We start from the raw sequence: 16,920 nt of genomic DNA, 5'->3' as shown, positions 1-16,920 counted from the left end.
CGCGGCGATATGTTCGCGGTGTTCCGACGACGCGCCGTCCGCGCGCCGTCCCGGTCGGCCCCGGCGGGGTCACGGCTTCGGGGGTGGGGGATGGGCTCGTCCACGGGCGCGCCGACGCACGCTGAGGTGCGCGCGGCGATCACGGCACGGACACCGAAGAACTACATCACGTGGCTCACGCTCGCGTTCATGATCACGTCGTCGGTCGCGAGCCTGCGCGCCGCGCCGACCATGGCGGTCTACGGCCTCGCGGCCGTGTTCCTCTACGTGGTCCCGGCGCTCGTGTTCCTGCTCCCCACGTCGCTCGTGTCGGCCGAGCTCGCGTCGGGGTGGTCCGGCGGCGTGTACCGCTGGGTCGCGGACGGCGTGTCGAAGCCGCTCGGGTTCCTCGCGATCTGGTGCCAGTTCGCGATGACGATCTTCTACTACCCGAGCCTGCTCGGGTACGTCGCGAGCACGTTCGCCTACGTCATCAACCCGAGCCTCGCGAGCAACGGGCTCTACGTCGCGATCGTCATCGTCGTGCTCTTCTGGACGGGCGTGTGGCTCTCCTCCCAGGGCACCAAGACGGTCGCGGGGCTGTCGAGCTGGGGCCTCGTCATCGGGACGCTCGTGCCGGCCGCGATCCTCGTCGTGCTCGGCGTCGTCTTCCTGGCCCAGGGCAACCCGTCGGCCGCGCCGATGGACGCGCAGCACCTGCTGCCGGCCTGGACCGGGCTCGCGTCGCTGGTGCTCATCGTCAACAACTTCCTGTCGTACGCGGGCATGGAGATGAACGCGGTGCACGTGACGAGCCTGCGCAGGCCGGCGACGGAGTTCCCGCGGTCGATGTTCCTCGCGATCGGGCTCGTCCTCGTGATCTTCATCCTCCCGGCCGTCGCGATCAGCTGGGTGATCCCGGCCGACCAGCTCAGCCTGACCGCCGGGGTGATGCAGGCGTTCGACGCGTTCTTCGCCAACTTCGGCGTGAGCTGGCTGACGCCGATCCTCGGCCTCATGCTCATCGCGGCGTCGCTCGGCGGCATGCTCACGTGGCTCGCCGGGCCGTCCAAGGGACTGCTCACGGTCGCGCGCGAGGAGGGCTACCTGCCGCCGTTCCTGCAGCGGCTCAACAAGCACGGCGTGCAGCAGAACATCCTCGTCACGCAGGGCGTCATCACGACCGGCATCGCGCTCCTGTACGCCTTCATCCCCGATGTCTCGAGCGCCTACTGGATCCTGTCCGTCATCACGACGCAGGTGTACCTCGTCATGTACCTGCTGCTGTTCGTCGCGGCGGTGCGGCTGCGCCGTCGGGCACCCGACCACCCGCGCGGCTACCGCGCGCCCGCGCTGACGCTCCTGTGCGTCGTCGGGTTCTGCGCCTCGGTGGCCGCGATGATCATCGGGTTCGTGCCGCCCGCGCAGTTCTCCAGCGGGAACGTGGGCGTCTACGTGCTGATCGTCGGTGGCGGCCTCGGGATCATCGGCATCCTCGTCCCGGCGCTCTTCTACCTGCTGCGCAAGCCGTCCTGGAGGGACCCCGAGGCCGCGGCGCTCGCGGCGGCGGACGAGGCGGGGGAGGGCGACGCGGCATGACCACGACCCGTCCCTCCCACGTCCCCGAGCACGAGCCCGAGCCGGTCTCGTCGAAGCGGTGGGTCACGTACACCGCCGCCGCGCTGCTCCTCGTCGCCCTCGGCGCCGTCATGCTGATCGTCTTCGACGACGTGCGGTCGAACCGCGACGCGCGCGAGGCCGAGCAGAAGGCGGCCGAGCTGCACGAGCAGTTCGCCGCGATCGGGATCACCGCCTTCAGCGAGGAGACGATCGCCGACGTCCTCGGCGACGACGGCGGCGGCTTCTGTGCCGACCCGGCCGCCCTCGTCGAGGCGACCGCCGACCTCGGCGCGGCGAACGGGGCCGCCGGCCCGGGCCTGCGGCCGTCCGTGCTCGACGAGCGCCGCCTCGCCGGCGACCGGCTCGTCATCGAGGTCTACTGCCCCGACCAGCTCGCCGCGTTCGACGCGTACGTGGACTCGCTCGACCTCGACCCCGGCCGCACCACCGAGCAGGGCGGCGAGGGCACGGACGCCACCACCGGAACCACGACCGAGGAGGACGCGTGAGCCAGCCGAGCACCGGAGCACGACCCGACGCCACCGGGCACGTCGAGGAGGTGCGCGCGGCCGTCCAGGGCCTCCTGCCGCGCGCGCTCGACGACCTGCGCACGCTCGTCGCCATCCCGTCCGTCGCCGACGAGCGCCTCTACCCCCGCGCCGAGTGCGAGCGCGCCGCGCGGTGGGTGGCCGACGCGTTCCGTGCGGAGGGGATCGACACGCGCCTGGAGGTCACGCCCGACGGGTCGCAGGTCGTCCTGGGCCACCGTCCCGGGCCCGACGGCGCGCCCACCGTCCTGCTCTACGCGCACTACGACGTTCAGCCGCCCCTCGACGACGCCGCGTGGACCAGCCCACCCTTCGAGCTCACCGAGCGCGACGGCCGCCTCTACGGGCGCGGCGCCGCGGACTGCAAGGGGAACGTCGTCACGCACCTCACCGCGCTGCGGGCCCTGCGCGCGCTCGGTGGGGACGACCTCCCCGTCGGGATCCGGCTCGTCGTCGAGGGCTCCGAGGAGCAGGGGACGGGCGGCCTCGACCGGTGGGTCGAGGCGAACCCCGGGGCGCTCGCGGCCGACGCGATGCTCGTGCAGGACACCGGCAACGCCGAGCTCGGCCTCCCGACGCTCACCGTGACCCTGCGCGGCGCGGCGAACGTCGTCGTGCACGTCGAGGCGCTCGAGGGCGAGATCCACTCCGGCATGTTCGGCGGCGCCGCGCCCGACGCGCTCGCGGCCCTCGTCGCGATCCTCGCGAGCCTGCGGGACGAGCACGGCGACACGACCATCGACGGCGTGCCGGCCGCCGTCGCGCACGGCACGTGGGACGGGGTCGCGTACGACGAGGACCAGTTCCGCCGCGACGCGGGCGTGCTCGACGGCGTCGGGCTCGTCGGGACCGGCAGCGTCGCCGACCGGCTGTGGGCGCGGCCCGTCGTGACGATCCTCGGGATCGACGCGCCGAGCGTCGTCGGCTCCGCGGCCGCGATCCAGCCGCGTGCGGCCGCCCGGCTCAACCTGCGGGTGCCGCCCGGTGCGGACGCCCAGGACCTGCAGGACAAGCTCGTCGCGCACCTCGAGGCCCACGCGCCCTGGGGGGTGCGCGTGCGGGTCGAGCGCGACGCCGTCGGGCAGCCGTTCGCGGCGCGCACGAGCGGGCACGTGTTCGACACGCTCACGGGGGCGCTCGCGGACGCGTACGGGCGTGAGACGGTCACCGCGGGCCAGGGCGGCTCGATCCCGCTGTGCAACGTGCTCGCGGGCCAGTACCCGGACGCGGAGATCGTGCTCCTCGGGGTCGAGGAGCCCGCGTGCCTCATCCACGCGCCGAACGAGTCGGTCGCGCCCAGCGAGATCGAGAACCTCGCGGTCGGCGAGGCGCTGTTCCTCGCGCGCCTCGGCGAGGGCTGACGTCGCGGGCTCACCGCACCGCGGGGGCCTCCTGGTCGAGCGCCCAGCGGTAGGCGGGGAGCCCGAGCAGCTCGGCGTGCGTCCCGCGCGCGACGACGCGCGCGGGGGCGCCGTCCGGCGCGCCGTCGGGGACCCCGAGCAGCAGCACCTCGTCGACCGCCTCCAGCGCGCTCACCCGGTGCGTCGCGAGGACGACGCCGCGCCGGTCCTGCGCGGCGCGCGTCGTCGCGACGAGGTGCCGCACGAGCGCGTCGGCACCCGCGGCGTCGAGGTGCTCCGCGGGCTCGTCGAGCAGCAGCAGCGGCGCGGGGGACAGGAGCGCGCGGGCCACGAGCAGACGGCGGCGCTCGCCGCCCGAGACCGTGGTGGCGTCGGGGCCGAGCAGCGTCTCCAGGCCGTCGGGCAGCGCGGCGAGCCACGGGTCGAGGCCGACGGCGCGTAGGGCGGTCTCGGCCTCCTCGGTCGTGACGTCGCCGCGCGCGACGCGCAGGTTCTCCAGCACGGTCGTGTCGAACACGTGCCCGTCCTCCGCGACGAGCACGACGTGGTGCGCCGCGTCCTCGCGCGCAAGGTCACCCGTCGGGAAGCCGTCGAGGAGCACGCGCCCCGCGACCTCCGGGACGAGCCCGGCGGCGGTCGCGAGCAGCGTCGTCTTGCCGACGCCCGACGGCCCGACGACGGCGACCGCACGGCCCGGCGCGAGCGCGAGGTCCACGCCCTCGACGACGGTGCGTCCGGTGCCCGGCCAGCCGGCCGCGACGTCGTCGAGCACGAGGGACGTGCGCGGGTCCGGGGCGCGGCCCGCCTCGCCGGGGGCAGGGGTCGGGCCGCGGCCTGCCGCGGGCGCCGGCCCGTCGAGGAGCCCGACCACGCGCGCGGCGGCCTGCCGCGAGCGGTGGAGCTGGACGGCGGCGGCGGGCAGCGTGTTCGCCGCCTCGAACACCGCGAGGGGCGTGAGGACGATGACGGACAGCTCGACGGGCGCGAGCGTGCCGGCGGTGACGGCCGGGATGCCGAGCAGGAGCGACGCGAGCACCGCGAGGCCGACGGCGAGCGCGGCGATCCCGGCCGCGACCCCGGCGGGGCGGGCGCCGTCGTCGGTCACGCGGGCGAGTGCCCGGTCGGTCGCGCGCAGGTCGTCGAGGCGCGTGCCGAGGCGCCCGGACACGGCGAGCGGCCCGGACTCCTCGAGGATCTCCAGCGTCGTGGCGGTCATCGCCGCGCGCGTCGTGGCGCCGCGCGCCTCGACCTCGCGCGCCGACCGGGCGGAGAGCCACGGCGCGACGACGGCGGCGAGCAGGAGGCACAGTCCGAGCGCGACCCCGGCCGCGGGCAGGAAGGCGCCCACGAGCACGACGGACCCCACCGACACGGCGAGCGCGACCCCGGCGGGCACGAACGCGCGCACGACCACGTCGCCGACCGCGTCGACGTCCGCGCCGACGCGCGCGAGCAGGTCGCCGCGTCGCAGCCCGACGAGCGCGGCGGGCGAGCCCTGCGCGAGCGCGGTGTAGAGGTTGGCGCGCAGGGACGCCATGCCGCGCAGCGCGACGTCGTGCGACGCGAGCCGCTCCAGGTACCGGAAGACGCCGCGCGAGATGCCGAACGCGCGCACGCCGACGACCGCGACGGACAGCGTGAGGACCGGCGGCATCTGCGAGGCGCGCGCGATGAGCCACGCCGCGGCGGCCGCGAGGCCGACGGCGCTCCCGAGCGAGAGCGTGCCGAGCACGACCGCCCACACGACGCGGCGCCAGCGCACGTCGAGCAGCCCGACCGCGCGCCACAGAGGGTCGGCGGCGAGGCGGGCACGAGGTCCGGTCACGGGACGCTCCCCTCGGGGGTCGTGGAGGTGGCGGCGCCGACCGCCAGGGCAGTGCCCTGGGGGTCGGCCGGGTCGGCGTCCGGGCTCGCCGGGGACGGGTCGAGCCGTGCGGAGCGGACCTCGACCACGTCGTCCGCCGCGCGCACGAGCGAGGCGCGGTGCGCGACCACGACGACGGTGCGCCCCTGGTCGCGGAATGCGCGCACGGCGTCGAGCACGACCTGCTCGCCGCGCGCGTCCAGGTGGGCGGTCGGCTCGTCGAGCACGACGAGCGGGACGCGCGCCGGGTCGCCGAGCAGCGCCGCGGCGAGCGCGACGCGCTGGCGCTGGCCGACGCTCAGCCCGACGCCGCCGCGCCCGACCTCGGTGTCCCAGCCCGCGGGCAGCGTGGCGAGCACCGTGTCGAGGCCGGCGGTGCGTGCCGCGCGGTCGAGGTCGGCATCGGTGACGTCCAGGCCGCCGGCGACGACGTCGCGCAGTCGCCCCGGCGCGAGCACGGGGCGCTGGGGGAGCCACGCGACCTGGGGCCAGTACGTCTCGGGGTCGACGTCGGCCAGGTCGAGCCGGTCGCCGTCGGGCGCGGTGAGGGTCGCGGTGCCGCGGTCGGGCCGTACGAGGCCGAGCAGGACCATCGCCGTCGTCGTCTTGCCCGCGCCGCTCGGCCCGGTGAGGGCCACGACGCGGCCGCTCGACGTCCCGAGCCGGAGCTCGAGGTCGAGGTCGGCGGGCGCGAGCACGTCGCGCTCCCCGGCCCGCACGCTCACGCCGCGCAGGGCGAGCGTCGTCCCGGGGAGCGCGGGCGCGGGTGCGGTGCCCGGCGCGGGCGCGTCCTCGTCGAGGACGGCGAACGCCTGCTCGGCCGCGGCGATGCCGTCGGTCGAGGCGTGGAAGTGCAGGCCGACCTGGCGCAGCGGGAGGTAGACCTCGGGGGCGAGCACGAGGACGGCGAGCGCAGGCTCGAGCTCCATGCCGCCGTGCACGAGGCGCAGGCCCACGCCCACGGCCACGACGGCCACGGACAGGGTCGTGAGGAGCTCGAGCACCATGCCGGAGAGGAACGCGACGCGCAGCGTGCCCATGGTCGCGCGGCGGTTGGCCTCGCCCAGCGCGCGCACGCGCCGCTCGGGGCCGCGCGCGCGACCGAACGCGAGGAGCGTCGGCAGACCGGCGAGCAGGTCGAGCACCTGCGCGCCGAGCCGCTGCATGACGACGAGGCGCCGCTCCGACGTCCCCGCGGTGAGGCGCCCGACGAGCGTCATGAAGATCGGGACGAGGGGGATGGTCACGGCGATGATCACGGCCGAGACCCAGTCCAGGCCCAGCACGACGGCGAGCGTCGCGGGCGTGACGGTGGCGGCGAGCAGGAGCTGGGGCAGGTACCGCACCATGTAGGGCTCGAGCTGGTCGAGCCCGCGCGTCGCGAGGGTCGCGACCTCGGGGCCGCGCCCCGAGGCCAGCCACCGCGGGCCGAGCGCCACGGCGTGCGTGACGACCTGCTCGCGCAGCTCGGCGACGGTGCGCGTCGCGGCACGCAGCGCGAAGCGCTCCTGCGCCCACGAGGTGCCGGCGCGCGCGGCGACGACGGCGGCGAGCAGCCCGACCCGCGGCCCCAGGTCGGCCAGGTCGGCCGTCCCCTGGACGGCCGGTGCGAGGACCGACGCGAGGACGAGGGCCTGGGCGACGACCAGGGCCGCCGTGGCGAACCCGAGCACCGCCGTCAGGACGACGTACCCTCGCGCGGCCCGCGCGTGGCGCAGGAGCCGCGGGTCGAGCGGCTTCACGAGCCGGAGCCCCCGCCGTCGGTCAGGCCACGGCCGGTCGAGCCGCCCGAGGACGCCCCGCCGAACGCCGCCTCGCGGACCTTCTTGAGCGACAGGCCGGCGGGCGCGGGGATGTCCTTCGTCGACAGGCGGCGGCGGAACACCCAGTACGTCCACGACTGGTAGGCGATGACGAGCGGCGTGAGGATCACGGCGACCCACGTCATCACGGTGAGCGTGTAGTCGGTCGACGACGCGTTGTGCACCGTCAGCGAGTTCGCCGGGTCGACGGCGGGCATCACGTCGGGGTACATCGAGCCGAAGATCAGCACGACGGCGGCGACGATCGTCAGGGCCGACGCCGTGAACGCGCGCCCCTCGGAGCCCTTGCGGTTCGCGAGGAGCGTCGTCACGAGCCCGGCCGCGGCGAGCACGACGGCGGCCCACGTCCAGGGCACCGAGTACGCGACCTGGGCCCAGACGGCCCAGCCGCCGGCGAGCACGAGCGCGGCCACGCCGAAGACCGAGGCGTGCTGACGGGCGCGGGCGCGGATCTCGCCGTCGGTCTTGAGCGCGACGAAGACCGAGCCGTGCAGCAGGAACAGGCTCAGCGTGACGAGACCGCCGAGGAGCGCGAACGGCGACACGAGCGAGAAGAAGCCGCCGACGAACTGGTGGTCGGCGTCGAGCTGCACGCCGCGCACGAGGTTGGCGAACGCGACGCCCCACAGCACGGCGGGGACCCACGACCCGACCTGGATCGCGACGTCGCAGCGGCGCGCCCAGCCCTCGTCGCGGATCTTGCCGCGGTACTCGAACGCGACGCCGCGCACGATGAGCGCGACGAGGATGAGCAGGAGCGGCAGGTAGAAGCCGGAGAAGAGCGTCGCGTACCACTCGGGGAAGGCGGCGAACGTCGCGCCGCCCGCGGTGAGCAGCCACACCTCGTTCCCGTCCCAGACGGGGCCGATGGTGTTGATGAGGACGCGGCGCTCCTTCTCGCGGTGCTCCTTGTCACCGCGCGGGAGGATCGACAGCAGCATGCCGACCCCGAAGTCGAAGCCCTCGAGCACGAGGTAGCCGGTCCACAGGACCGCGATGAGCACGAACCAGACGACGGCGAGATCCACGGTGTCTCCTGAGTTTTCTGGGCGGGTTCAGGCGCGTCGTGTCAGTACGCGAAGGACAACGGACGGTCGGCGGACTCGGAGTCCTCGTCCGGCGGCTCCTGCGCCTCCGGGGACTCGTCGCGGACCGTGAGCGGGACGCCCTCGATCGCGTAGCGCCGCATGAGCGTGAACCAGACCGCGGCCAGCGCCCCGTAGACGAGCGTGAAGACGATCATCGAGGTCAGCACCACGCCGGGGCTCACCACGGTGGACACGCCGCGCTCGGTGAGCAGCCGGATCTGGTCGATGCCCGTCGGGTTCGGCGCGACGACCCAGGGCTGGCGGCCCATCTCCGTGAAGATCCAGCCGAACGAGTTCGCGAGGAACGGCATGGGGATGGCGATGAGGCCGACGCGCGCGAACCACTTGTTGTCCGTGACCCGGCCCTTGCGGGTGAGCCACAGCGCCATGAGCGCGAGGAGCACGGAGCCGGCGGCCATGCCGATCATGAGCCGGAAGGACCAGTAGGTCATCGCGAGGTTCGGCGTGTACGTGACGGGGTCGCCGGAGGCGGTGACGTCGCCGTAGCGCTCGGTCATCTGCTCCTGGACGTCCTCGACGCCGGGCAGGTAGCTCTCCGGCCCGGAGAAGTGGCCCGTGCCGAGGTAGGACGCGAGACCGGGGATCTCGATGAGGTGCCGGACGTTCTCGCACGAGTTCGACAGGTCGCCGATCGTGAGGATGGAGAACGCGGCGCCCTCCGAGCCCTGGCAGAGCGCCTCGGCCGACGACATCTTGCCGGGCTGCTGCTCGTACATGATCTTGCCCTGGATGTCGCCGGAGACGGCGACCCCGAGACCGCCGACGAGCATGGCGATGACGCCGAGCGTGACGGCCGGGCGGTAGACGTCGCGCGCGAGCTCGACGTTCTCCGCCTTGCGGGTGCGCACGAGACGGACCATCCACCAGGCCGCGATGCCCGTGACGAACGTGCCCGCGGTGAGGAAGGTCGCCGTGATCTGGTGCGGGAACGCGGCCCAGAGGGTGTTGTTCGTGAGGACGGCGCCGATGTCGTTCATCTCGGCGCGCCCGGTCTCCGGGTTGAAGATCGCGCCGACCGGGTGCTGCATCCACGAGTTCGCGGCGAGGATGAAGAACGCGGAGAGGTTGGTCGCGATCGCGACGGCCCAGATGCACGCGAGGTGCACCTTCTTGTTGAGGCGGTCCCACCCGAAGATCCACAGGCCGAGGAACGTCGACTCGATGAAGAACGCGGCGAGCGCCTCCATGGCGAGCGGCGCGCCGAACACGTCGCCGACGAAGCGCGAGTACTCGCTCCAGTTCATGCCGAACTGGAACTCCTGCACGATGCCGGTGACGACGCCGAGCGCGAAGTTGATGAGCAGCAGCTTGCCGAAGAACTTCGTCAGGCGCAGCCAGCGCTCGTTGCCGGTACGGACCCATGCCGTCTGCATGATCGCGACGAGGGGCGACAGGCCGATCGTCAGCGGGACGAAGATGAAGTGGTAGACGGTCGTGATGGCGAACTGCCACCGCGCCAGGGCTAGGGCATCCACGTGCGCTCCTCGGGGGGCCCGACCGGGTCGGGGAAGGGACAACGGCGTAGGGGAGTGTTGCCGGAGCCGGCGGCCGGACGACCGGTCGCCTCCTCCGACGGTAGTTCCAATCTGCCGCATCAGCAGGGCCGGAAATGACGAGGAGTACTGAAAACACGCCGCTTGTGACTATGTTCACAAGGTCCCGGGACGTTGGTCCCGACCCGCCGGGACCGGCGGCCCGGGGCGCGGTGCGTGTCGCCCGGGTTCGTTCGCACCCCTGTGCGATACTGGGCGGAGCCGGGCGGGCTCCGCATCGCTCATCCGGCGAGCACGAGATCGCGGCACCAGCGGACCGCGGCAGTCGGCGCGCCGACCGGGGCGAAGGGCCCGGTGGCAGGCGCCCGCGCCGCGCACGCGGACCGCGGCCGTGACCGACGACTTCCGTCGCCGGACGACGCGCTCCGGTGCGCTCGTCCCGAGCGACGACCGACCGCCCGACGGGCCGCACGGTGCGGGGCGGTCCCTGTGGCAGCAGGAGCACGACGCGTGACGCTCGACAGCACCTCCGACAGCACCCCCTCAGAGTCGACGGCGGACGCCGCCGCGGACCGGGCCGAGAGCCCGACGACCCCGGCGCGCAAGCCCGCCCGCCGCCGCGCGACGCGCAGCGCGGCACCGCCGCAGACGCCGCCGGCGGCGACGGCTGCCTCCGACGTCGCCGCGTCTGCGGCGGCCACCGCGGACGCGACCCCGGCGCCCGAGGCGCCCGTGACCGCACCCGTGGCCGAGGCCACGACCCCGCCCGCGCGCCGCTCGCGTCGCGCGACCCGCACCACGCCGTCCGTTGCCGCTCCGGCGGCCGACGCGGCTCCCGCTGCGTCCGCCCCGGCCGACGTCCCGGCAGACGCGAGCCCCGCGGCCGCCGACGCCGTGGCGGAGCCGCCGGCGGCAGAGCCCGCCCCGCGCGCCCGCGCGCCGCGCCGCGCCCAGGGCGGCGGCAAGAAGGCGAAGGCCCCGGCCGGCGACGCGCCGCTCGACGTCCTCTCCGAGTTCGGCCTCAGCGCACCGCCCGCCGCCGAGCAGGCCCCGGCCCCCACGGTGGCGCCTGACGCCGACGCCCTGCTGGGCGCGGCCGACGCGCCGCGCCGCGCGAAGCGCACCCGGGCGACGCGCACGACCGCGCAGGCTCCGGCCGTCGAGGCCGCGCCCGTCGCCGAGCCGGACGCCCCGGCCGCAGAAACCGCGCCGTCCGGCGCGCCGACGACGGCCGAGCCCGTCGAGGCACCCGCCGCGAAGAAGCCCGCGCGCCGGTCGCGCCGCGCGACCTCCGCGGCAGCGGCCCCGACCGCCGAGACCGCGGCCCCGGCCGCCGAGGCTGCTGCCCCGGCGGTGGCCGACGCGCCGTCCGCCGCCGAGCCGACGCCCGCCGAGGCAGAGGCGCCGGCGTCCGCGGAGCCCGCGAAGAAGCCGGCGCGCCGCTCGCGCCGCGCCACCTCGAAGCCCGCCGCCGAGGCGGCACCGGAGGCGACCGCCGCGGCCGAGAGCCCGGCCGCGCCCGAGGCCCCGGCCGCTCCCGCGTCGTCGGCCCCGGCCGGCGGCCCGGCGTCGCTCGCCGCGACGGGAGCGGGGACCAGCACCCCACGACTGGCGACGACCGCCCTGCTCTTCCAGGCGCCCGACCCGGCCGCGGCGCCGCGCCGTCCGCGTCGCGCGCAGAGCCCGGCCGGGCCGCCGCGCCACGTCGAGCCCGCCGCCCCGGCACCCGCGGCGACGGAGCCGGTCGCCACGACGGAGCCGGTCGCCACGACGGAGCCGACGGCGACGCCCGAGCCCACCACCGGGACCCGCGGCCGTCGCGGCCGGAGGGCGTCGGGGCCCGCGTCCCGCACGGCCGAGCCGCGCACGCCCGAGTCGCAGACGGCTGAGCCGTCGACCCCCGTCGAGGAGCCCGCCGCCGCCGAGCTCGTCCTCACGGGCGAGGACGCGGCCGCGGTCGAGGAGATCGAGGCCATCGAGTCCGAGCTCGTCGCCGAGGGCGTCGAGGTGCCCGAGGACGCGTTCGGGCCGGAGGACTTCGTCGAGCTCGACGAGGCGGAGGAGCCCGACGAGCAGCCTGCGACCGACGAGGCCGACGCCGACTCCGACTCCGGCCCGCGCCGCCGCCGCCGTCGTGGTGGCCGCGGGCGTCGCGGTCGTCCGGACGGGGGACGTGATCAGGACCGCGAGCAGGAGCGCGACCAGGACGAGGACGACGCCACGCCGTCGGCGCAGGACGACGAGCCGGCCGACGCGGCCGCGCCGGCCGACGCCGAGGAGACCGACCACGAGCCCGGGGACGAGCAGGGCGAGGACGAGGCGGGCGGCAGCCGCCGCCGTCGCCGTCGTCGCCGCGGGAGCCGGGGCGAGGGCGAGACGACCACGACGCGTTCCCGCCCGCGCGAGCGCAGCCTGGCCGACGAGGTCACCGCGCTCAAGGGCTCCACGCGGCTCGAGGCGAAGCGCCAGCGCCGCCGCGAGGGCCGAGACGCGGGTCGTCGTCGCCAGATCATCACCGAGGCGGAGTTCCTCGCGCGCCGCGAGTCGGTCGAGCGGTCGATGGTCGTGCGCGAGCGCGGCGGCCGCACGCAGATCGCCGTGCTCGAGGACGGCGTGCTCGTCGAGCACTACGTCTCCCAGCAGTCGCAGGCGTCGATGGCCGGCAACGTGTACCTGGGCCGCGTCCAGAACGTGCTGCCCAGCATGGAGGCCGCGTTCATCGACGTCGGCAAGGGCCGCAACGCCGTCCTGTACGCGGGCGAGGTGAACTGGGACGCGGCCGGGCTCGAGGGCCAGCCGCGCCGCATCGAGCAGGCGCTCAAGTCGGGCGACTCCGTGCTCGTGCAGGTCACCAAGGACCCGATCGGGCACAAGGGCGCACGCCTCACGTCGCAGATCACGCTCGCGGGCCGCTACCTCGTGTTCGTCCCCGGCGGCGGCATGACCGGCATCAGCCGCAAGCTCCCGGACACCGAGCGCAACCGCCTGAAGAAGATCCTCAAGGAGGTCGTGCCCGACGGCGCGGGCGTCATCGTGCGCACCGCCGCCGAGGGCGCGAGCGAGGAGGAGCTGCGCGCCGACGTCGAGCGCCTGCGCGGCCAGTGGGAGGCCATCGAGAAGAAGTCGAAGAGCGCGTCGGCACCCGCCCTGCTCCAGGGCGAGCCGGACCTCGCGATCCGCGTCGTCCGCGACATCTTCAACGACGACTTCAGCTCGCTCGTCGTCGAGGGCGACGGGGCGTGGTCGGAGATCTCGACGTACGTCGAGGAGCTCGCGCCCGACCTGCGCGAGCGCGTCTCGAAGTGGACGGGCACGCAGGACGTCTTCACGGTGCACCGCGTCGACGAGCAGCTCGCCAAGGGCATGGACCGCAAGGTCTGGCTGCCCTCGGGCGGGTCGCTGGTCATCGACCGCACCGAGGCGATGACCGTCGTCGACGTCAACACCGGCAAGTTCACCGGCTCTGGCGGCACGCTCGAGGAGACGGTGACGCGCAACAACCTGGAGGCGGCCGAGGAGATCGTCCGCCAGCTCCGGCTGCGCGACATCGGCGGCATCATCGTCATCGACTTCATCGACATGGTGCTCGAGTCGAACCGCGACCTCGTGCTGCGCCGCCTCGTCGAGTGCTTGGGCCGGGACCGGACCAAGCACCAGGTCGCGGAGGTCACGTCGCTGGGCCTCGTCCAGATGACGCGCAAGCGCGTGGGTCAGGGCCTCGTCGAGGCGTTCAGCGAGACGTGCGAGCACTGCCACGGGCGCGGGTTCATCGTGCACACCGACCCGATCGAGAAGTCGGGCGGCAACCGCGGCGGCCACGACCACGGCAACCACGGCAACGGCAACGGGAACGCCGGGGGCAACGGGGGCGGCGGCGCCGCCGACGAGCCCGCCGAGGGCGGCCGCTCGCGGTCGCGCCGCAAGCGCGGTTCCGGCTCGGGCGCCTCGGCGCCGAAGGACACCGGGATCACCCTCCCGCAGCCCGCCGTCCCGGTCCTGCCGGAGGTCACGTCGGAGGCGCGGGCCGCGGTCAAGGCCACGCTCGCGACGATCGCGGCGGCCGCGGCGCACGCCCACGAGCACGACGGCGCCGAAGCACCGGCGGACGGCTCGGCGCCCACGGCGGGCGACGACAGCGGGTCGGAGCCCACCGAGAGCTGAGCGGTGCGGGAGGGGCGGGGGTCTGCGGACCCTCGCCCCTGCCGCGTCCCCGGGCGGTCTTCGTGCACGTCACCCGCACCTGGCATCATGCGCGCATGGGTTACGACCTCTCGGGCCGCCTCGTCGTCGGCGTCGCCTCGTCCGCACTGTTCGACCTCACCGAGTCCGACCGCGTGTTCCGCACGCAGGGGGAGGCGGCGTACCGCGACTTCCAGGAGCGCCACCGCGACGACGCGCTGGCCCCCGGCGTCGCCTTCGGGTTCGTGCGCCGCCTGCTCGCGCTCAACGACCTCGCGCCCTCCGCCGACGACCCGCTCGTCGAGGTCATCGTCATGTCCCGCAACTCCCCGGAGACCGGCCTGCGCGTCATGCGCTCCGTGCGGCACCACGACCTCGACATCACGCGCGCCGTCTTCCGCCAGGGGCGCAGCCCGCACGAGTTCATCCGTCCCCTGCACGTGGACCTCTTCCTCTCGGCCGACGAGCGCTCCGTACGCGACGCCGTCGACCTGGGCCTGCCCGCGGGGTACGTGCTCGACCCGACGTTCGCCGACGAGGAGGGCGACGAGCTGCGCATCGCGTTCGACTTCGACGGCGTCCTCGCCGACGACTCCTCGGAGCGCCGCTACCAGGACGGCGGTCTCGCGTCGTTCCGTGAGCACGAGGCGCTCAACGCCGACGTGCCGCTCGGCCGGGGGCCGCTGCGCGAGCTCCTCGTCGGCATCCACCGCGTGCAGGTGGTCGAGCGCGAGCGGCACGCGACCGACCCGTCCTACCGGCCGCGCGTGCACGTCTCGCTCGTCACGGCCCGTTCGGCCCCGGCGCACGAGCGCGCGGTCGCGACGCTCTCCTCGTGGGGCGTGACGGTCGACGACGCGTTCTTCCTCGGGGGCGTGGACAAGGGCGGCGTGCTCGAGGTGCTGCGGCCGCACATCTTCTTCGACGACCAGCGCGCCGTGGTCGAGGCGGCGCGCCGGGTCGCGCCGTCGGTCCACGTGCCGTACGGCGAGCTGAACCGCGGCGTCCTGCCGGCCGACCCGGCCCTCGACGCACGGTCGACGCGCGCGGCCGACGTCGCGGCGCCCGCGCCCGGTCGCCGCGAGGCGGCCACCCCGCCCGCGCCCGGTGCGTCGGCGGAGCGCGACGCGGACGACGAGCGGCCGGCCCACGATCCGGCGGGGGAGCGGCCGACTCCCGACCCGGCGGGCGAGCGCACCGCAGAGGGCGGCCGTGCGTCGGGCACCGGGACGCGCGAGCTCCCGCTCGTCCGGTCCGTCCCGGGGATCGGCGGGCCCGGGCTCGCCGGGATCGCGGCGGGGGTGCCGGCCGAGCCGACGCCCGCGCCCGAGGGGGAGAAGACGGCACCCGCTCCCGACGCCCCGGCCGACGCCGCCTCCCCGGCGGCGTCCGGCGACGAGCAGGCCGACGCACCGACCGGCACGGCGAGCCCTACCTCGTCCGGCACGACGCTCCTCAGCCGCCGGGACGCGCGGCCCGGCGCCCCCGACCGCGTCTCCGTCCTCGGCCCCGCCGGCGAGCCGAAGCCGCTGCCCGTCCGGCCGTCGTCGAACGGCGGCGCGCGCCACCACTGAGCCGGTGGTTCACTGCTCGCATGAGCGACGCGGCACGCCCGGGCGCCCCAGGGACCGTTCCCGGGGCCGGTGACGCAGGGCTCCCGACGCCCCGACCCGGCGGACGCGTCGAAGTCGTGTGCGGCCCGATGTTCGCCGGCAAGACGGAGGAGCTCCTGCGCCGGGTCCGGCGCGCGGAGGTCGCGGGGCGCCGCGTCGAGGTGGTCGGGCACGTCCTCGACACCCGGCGCGGCACCGGCACGGTGAGCTCGCACTCGGGTCTCGCGATCCCCTCGCGCACCGCCCGCGACGCGCACGACCTCGAGCGGATCGTCCGCGGCGCCGGGCCGCTCGACCTGGTCGCCGTCGACGAGGCGCACTTCTTCGGGCCGGAGCTCGTCGACGTCGTCCAGCGGCTCGCCGACGACGGGCTCGTCGTGGTCGTCGCCGGGCTCGACGTCACGTTCGACGCGCGGCCCTTCGAACCCCTGCCCGCGCTCGCCGCGCTCGCCGAGCGGGTCGACAAGCTCACGGCGGTGTGCGCCGTGTGCGGCGAGGACGCCGCGTTCCACGTGCGCGTCGTCCGGGAGCCGGAGCCCGACGGCCGCGGGGCCGGCGACCCGCTCGCGCCGGTCGCCGCGCACGTGGGCGGCGCCGAGAGCTACGAGGCGCGCTGCCGGGCGCACCTGCCAGGAGCCCCGTGGCGCCGTCAGGACTGTGGCGAGGCCGGTCCCGCCGGGTCCTCGACGAGCGGGACGAACGAGTAGGAGCCGTGCTCGCTCACCCGCACCCCGTCCGGGGCGTCGGGGTCGCGCACGACGACGAGCATCGTGTGCCGCACGGGGACGACCAGGCGCCCGCCGGGCACGAGCTGGTCGACGAGGGCGCGGGGGAGGGCCTCGGCGGCGGCGGACACGAGCACCCGGTCGTACTGCTCGCCCGGCGTGCCGAGGACGCCGGGCGTCGCGAGGACGAGGCGCGCCCACGGCGCGCGCACCGCGGCGAGGTTCGCCGCGCCCCACGCGGCGAGATCGGCGTGGCGCTCGACGCCCAGCACGCGTCCCGTCGGTCCGACGAGCCGTGCGAGCAGCGCGGTCGTCCAGCCCGACCCGGCGCCGACGTCGAGCACCCGGGCGCCCGGGACGACGTCGAGCAGGCGCAGCATCGCGGCGACCGTCGACGGCTGCGAGCTGGTCTGGCCGTGGCCGATGGCGAGCGGTCGGTCCTGCGCGGCCCAGCGCCGCTGCGCGCGGGGGAGGAAGCCGCGGCGGTCGACCGTGCGCATCGCCGCGGCGACGGCGTCGTCCCGGCGCGCGTCGTCGGGCGGGCCCGCGGGGCGCATGCGACCACCTCCACGGCCAGCGTAGGCACGAGGGCGGACGCCGCGCCCC

Annotated in this window: 12 protein-coding genes; 7 read left to right on the top strand and 5 right to left on the bottom strand. The window is 75.6% G+C overall.

Annotated elements, in window-relative coordinates; translation table 11 throughout:
• Positions 1-90: 90 nt before the first annotated feature.
• Genes RSE42_RS12350 through RSE42_RS12340 form a run of 3 tightly spaced genes read left to right on the top strand, consistent with a single transcriptional unit; the run spans position 91 to position 3,508 of the window.
• On the top strand, positions 91-1,578 hold the full coding sequence (locus tag RSE42_RS12350) for an APC family permease (protein WP_081600122.1): 1,488 nt from the start codon (positions 91-93) through the stop codon (positions 1,576-1,578).
• On the top strand, positions 1,575-2,108 hold the full coding sequence (locus RSE42_RS12345; protein WP_051028284.1) for a hypothetical protein: 534 nt from the start codon (positions 1,575-1,577) through the stop codon (positions 2,106-2,108). Before RSE42_RS12350 ends, RSE42_RS12345 begins: the two co-directional genes overlap by 4 nt.
• Positions 2,105-3,508: a dipeptidase gene (locus RSE42_RS12340; RefSeq protein WP_415296428.1), complete on the top strand. Its 1,404-nt coding sequence runs from the start codon at positions 2,105-2,107 to the stop codon at positions 3,506-3,508. The genes RSE42_RS12345 and RSE42_RS12340 overlap by 4 nt, the downstream gene beginning before the upstream one ends.
• Before the next feature lie 10 nt (positions 3,509-3,518).
• On the opposite strand, the gene cydC is transcribed toward RSE42_RS12340, so the two are convergent.
• From cydC to RSE42_RS12320, 4 genes are read right to left on the bottom strand one after another with little or no spacing between them, the layout of a single operon-like run.
• Entirely contained in the window at positions 3,519-5,333 is a 1,815-nt protein-coding gene (cydC, locus tag RSE42_RS12335; RefSeq protein ID WP_415296427.1) for a thiol reductant ABC exporter subunit CydC, read from the bottom strand.
• A complete protein-coding gene (gene cydD, locus RSE42_RS12330; protein WP_415296425.1) occupies positions 5,330-7,114 on the bottom strand; it encodes a thiol reductant ABC exporter subunit CydD in 1,785 nt (594 codons plus the stop codon). The genes cydC and cydD overlap by 4 nt, the downstream gene beginning before the upstream one ends.
• The gene (gene cydB / locus RSE42_RS12325) at positions 7,111-8,223 is read right to left on the bottom strand and encodes a cytochrome d ubiquinol oxidase subunit II (protein WP_415296423.1); all 1,113 of its coding nucleotides are present in this window, start codon (positions 8,221-8,223) and stop codon (positions 7,111-7,113) included. The genes cydD and cydB overlap by 4 nt, the downstream gene beginning before the upstream one ends.
• A gap of 41 nt (positions 8,224-8,264) precedes the next feature.
• The gene (locus RSE42_RS12320; RefSeq protein WP_061266797.1) at positions 8,265-9,779 is read right to left on the bottom strand and encodes a cytochrome ubiquinol oxidase subunit I; all 1,515 of its coding nucleotides are present in this window, start codon (positions 9,777-9,779) and stop codon (positions 8,265-8,267) included.
• A gap of 409 nt (positions 9,780-10,188) precedes the next feature.
• On the opposite strand from RSE42_RS12320, the gene RSE42_RS12315 reads away from it, so the two are divergent.
• From RSE42_RS12315 to RSE42_RS12300, 4 genes are all read left to right on the top strand, one after another.
• Positions 10,189-10,311, top strand: coding sequence for a hypothetical protein (locus tag RSE42_RS12315; RefSeq protein ID WP_255181389.1), 123 nt, complete (start codon positions 10,189-10,191; stop codon positions 10,309-10,311).
• A complete protein-coding gene (locus RSE42_RS12310) occupies positions 10,308-13,958 on the top strand; it encodes an Rne/Rng family ribonuclease (protein WP_415296420.1) in 3,651 nt (1,216 codons plus the stop codon). Before RSE42_RS12315 ends, RSE42_RS12310 begins: the two co-directional genes overlap by 4 nt.
• A 95-nt stretch (positions 13,959-14,053) precedes the next feature.
• The gene (locus tag RSE42_RS12305; protein ID WP_415296419.1) at positions 14,054-15,550 is read left to right on the top strand and encodes a 5'-nucleotidase; all 1,497 of its coding nucleotides are present in this window, start codon (positions 14,054-14,056) and stop codon (positions 15,548-15,550) included.
• A 20-nt stretch (positions 15,551-15,570) separates the two neighbouring features.
• Positions 15,571-16,296 (top strand): thymidine kinase, encoded by a 726-nt coding sequence (locus RSE42_RS12300; protein WP_415296417.1) that lies wholly within the window; start codon positions 15,571-15,573, stop codon positions 16,294-16,296.
• On the opposite strand, the gene RSE42_RS12295 is transcribed toward RSE42_RS12300, so the two are convergent.
• Positions 16,239-16,871, bottom strand: a complete 633-nt coding sequence (locus RSE42_RS12295; RefSeq protein WP_415296415.1) for a protein-L-isoaspartate O-methyltransferase family protein — start codon at positions 16,869-16,871, stop codon at positions 16,239-16,241. The genes RSE42_RS12300 and RSE42_RS12295 overlap by 58 nt on opposite strands.
• Positions 16,872-16,920: the final 49 nt, after the last annotated feature.

The organism is Cellulosimicrobium sp. SJTW-1 (assembly GCF_047716875.1).
GTDB classification, from domain to species: domain Bacteria; phylum Actinomycetota; class Actinomycetes; order Actinomycetales; family Cellulomonadaceae; genus Cellulosimicrobium; species Cellulosimicrobium funkei.
The sequence above is the reverse complement of the archived record's forward strand: the minus strand, read 5'-3'. Positions and strand labels throughout refer to the sequence as shown.

What these genes read in the sequence shown, in the direction of transcription:
- RSE42_RS12305 (WP_415296419.1), top strand. Translation starts at nt 14,054, where the DNA reads ATGGGTTACGACCTCTCGGGCCGCCTCGTCGTCGGCGTCGCCTCGTCC.
- RSE42_RS12345 (WP_051028284.1), top strand. Translation starts at nt 1,575, where the DNA reads ATGACCACGACCCGTCCCTCCCACGTCCCCGAGCACGAGCCCGAGCCG.
- RSE42_RS12295 (WP_415296415.1), bottom strand. Translation starts at nt 16,871, where the DNA reads ATGCGCCCCGCGGGCCCGCCCGACGACGCGCGCCGGGACGACGCCGTC.
- RSE42_RS12300 (WP_415296417.1), top strand. Translation starts at nt 15,571, where the DNA reads ATGAGCGACGCGGCACGCCCGGGCGCCCCAGGGACCGTTCCCGGGGCC.
- RSE42_RS12350 (WP_081600122.1), top strand. Translation starts at nt 91, where the DNA reads ATGGGCTCGTCCACGGGCGCGCCGACGCACGCTGAGGTGCGCGCGGCG.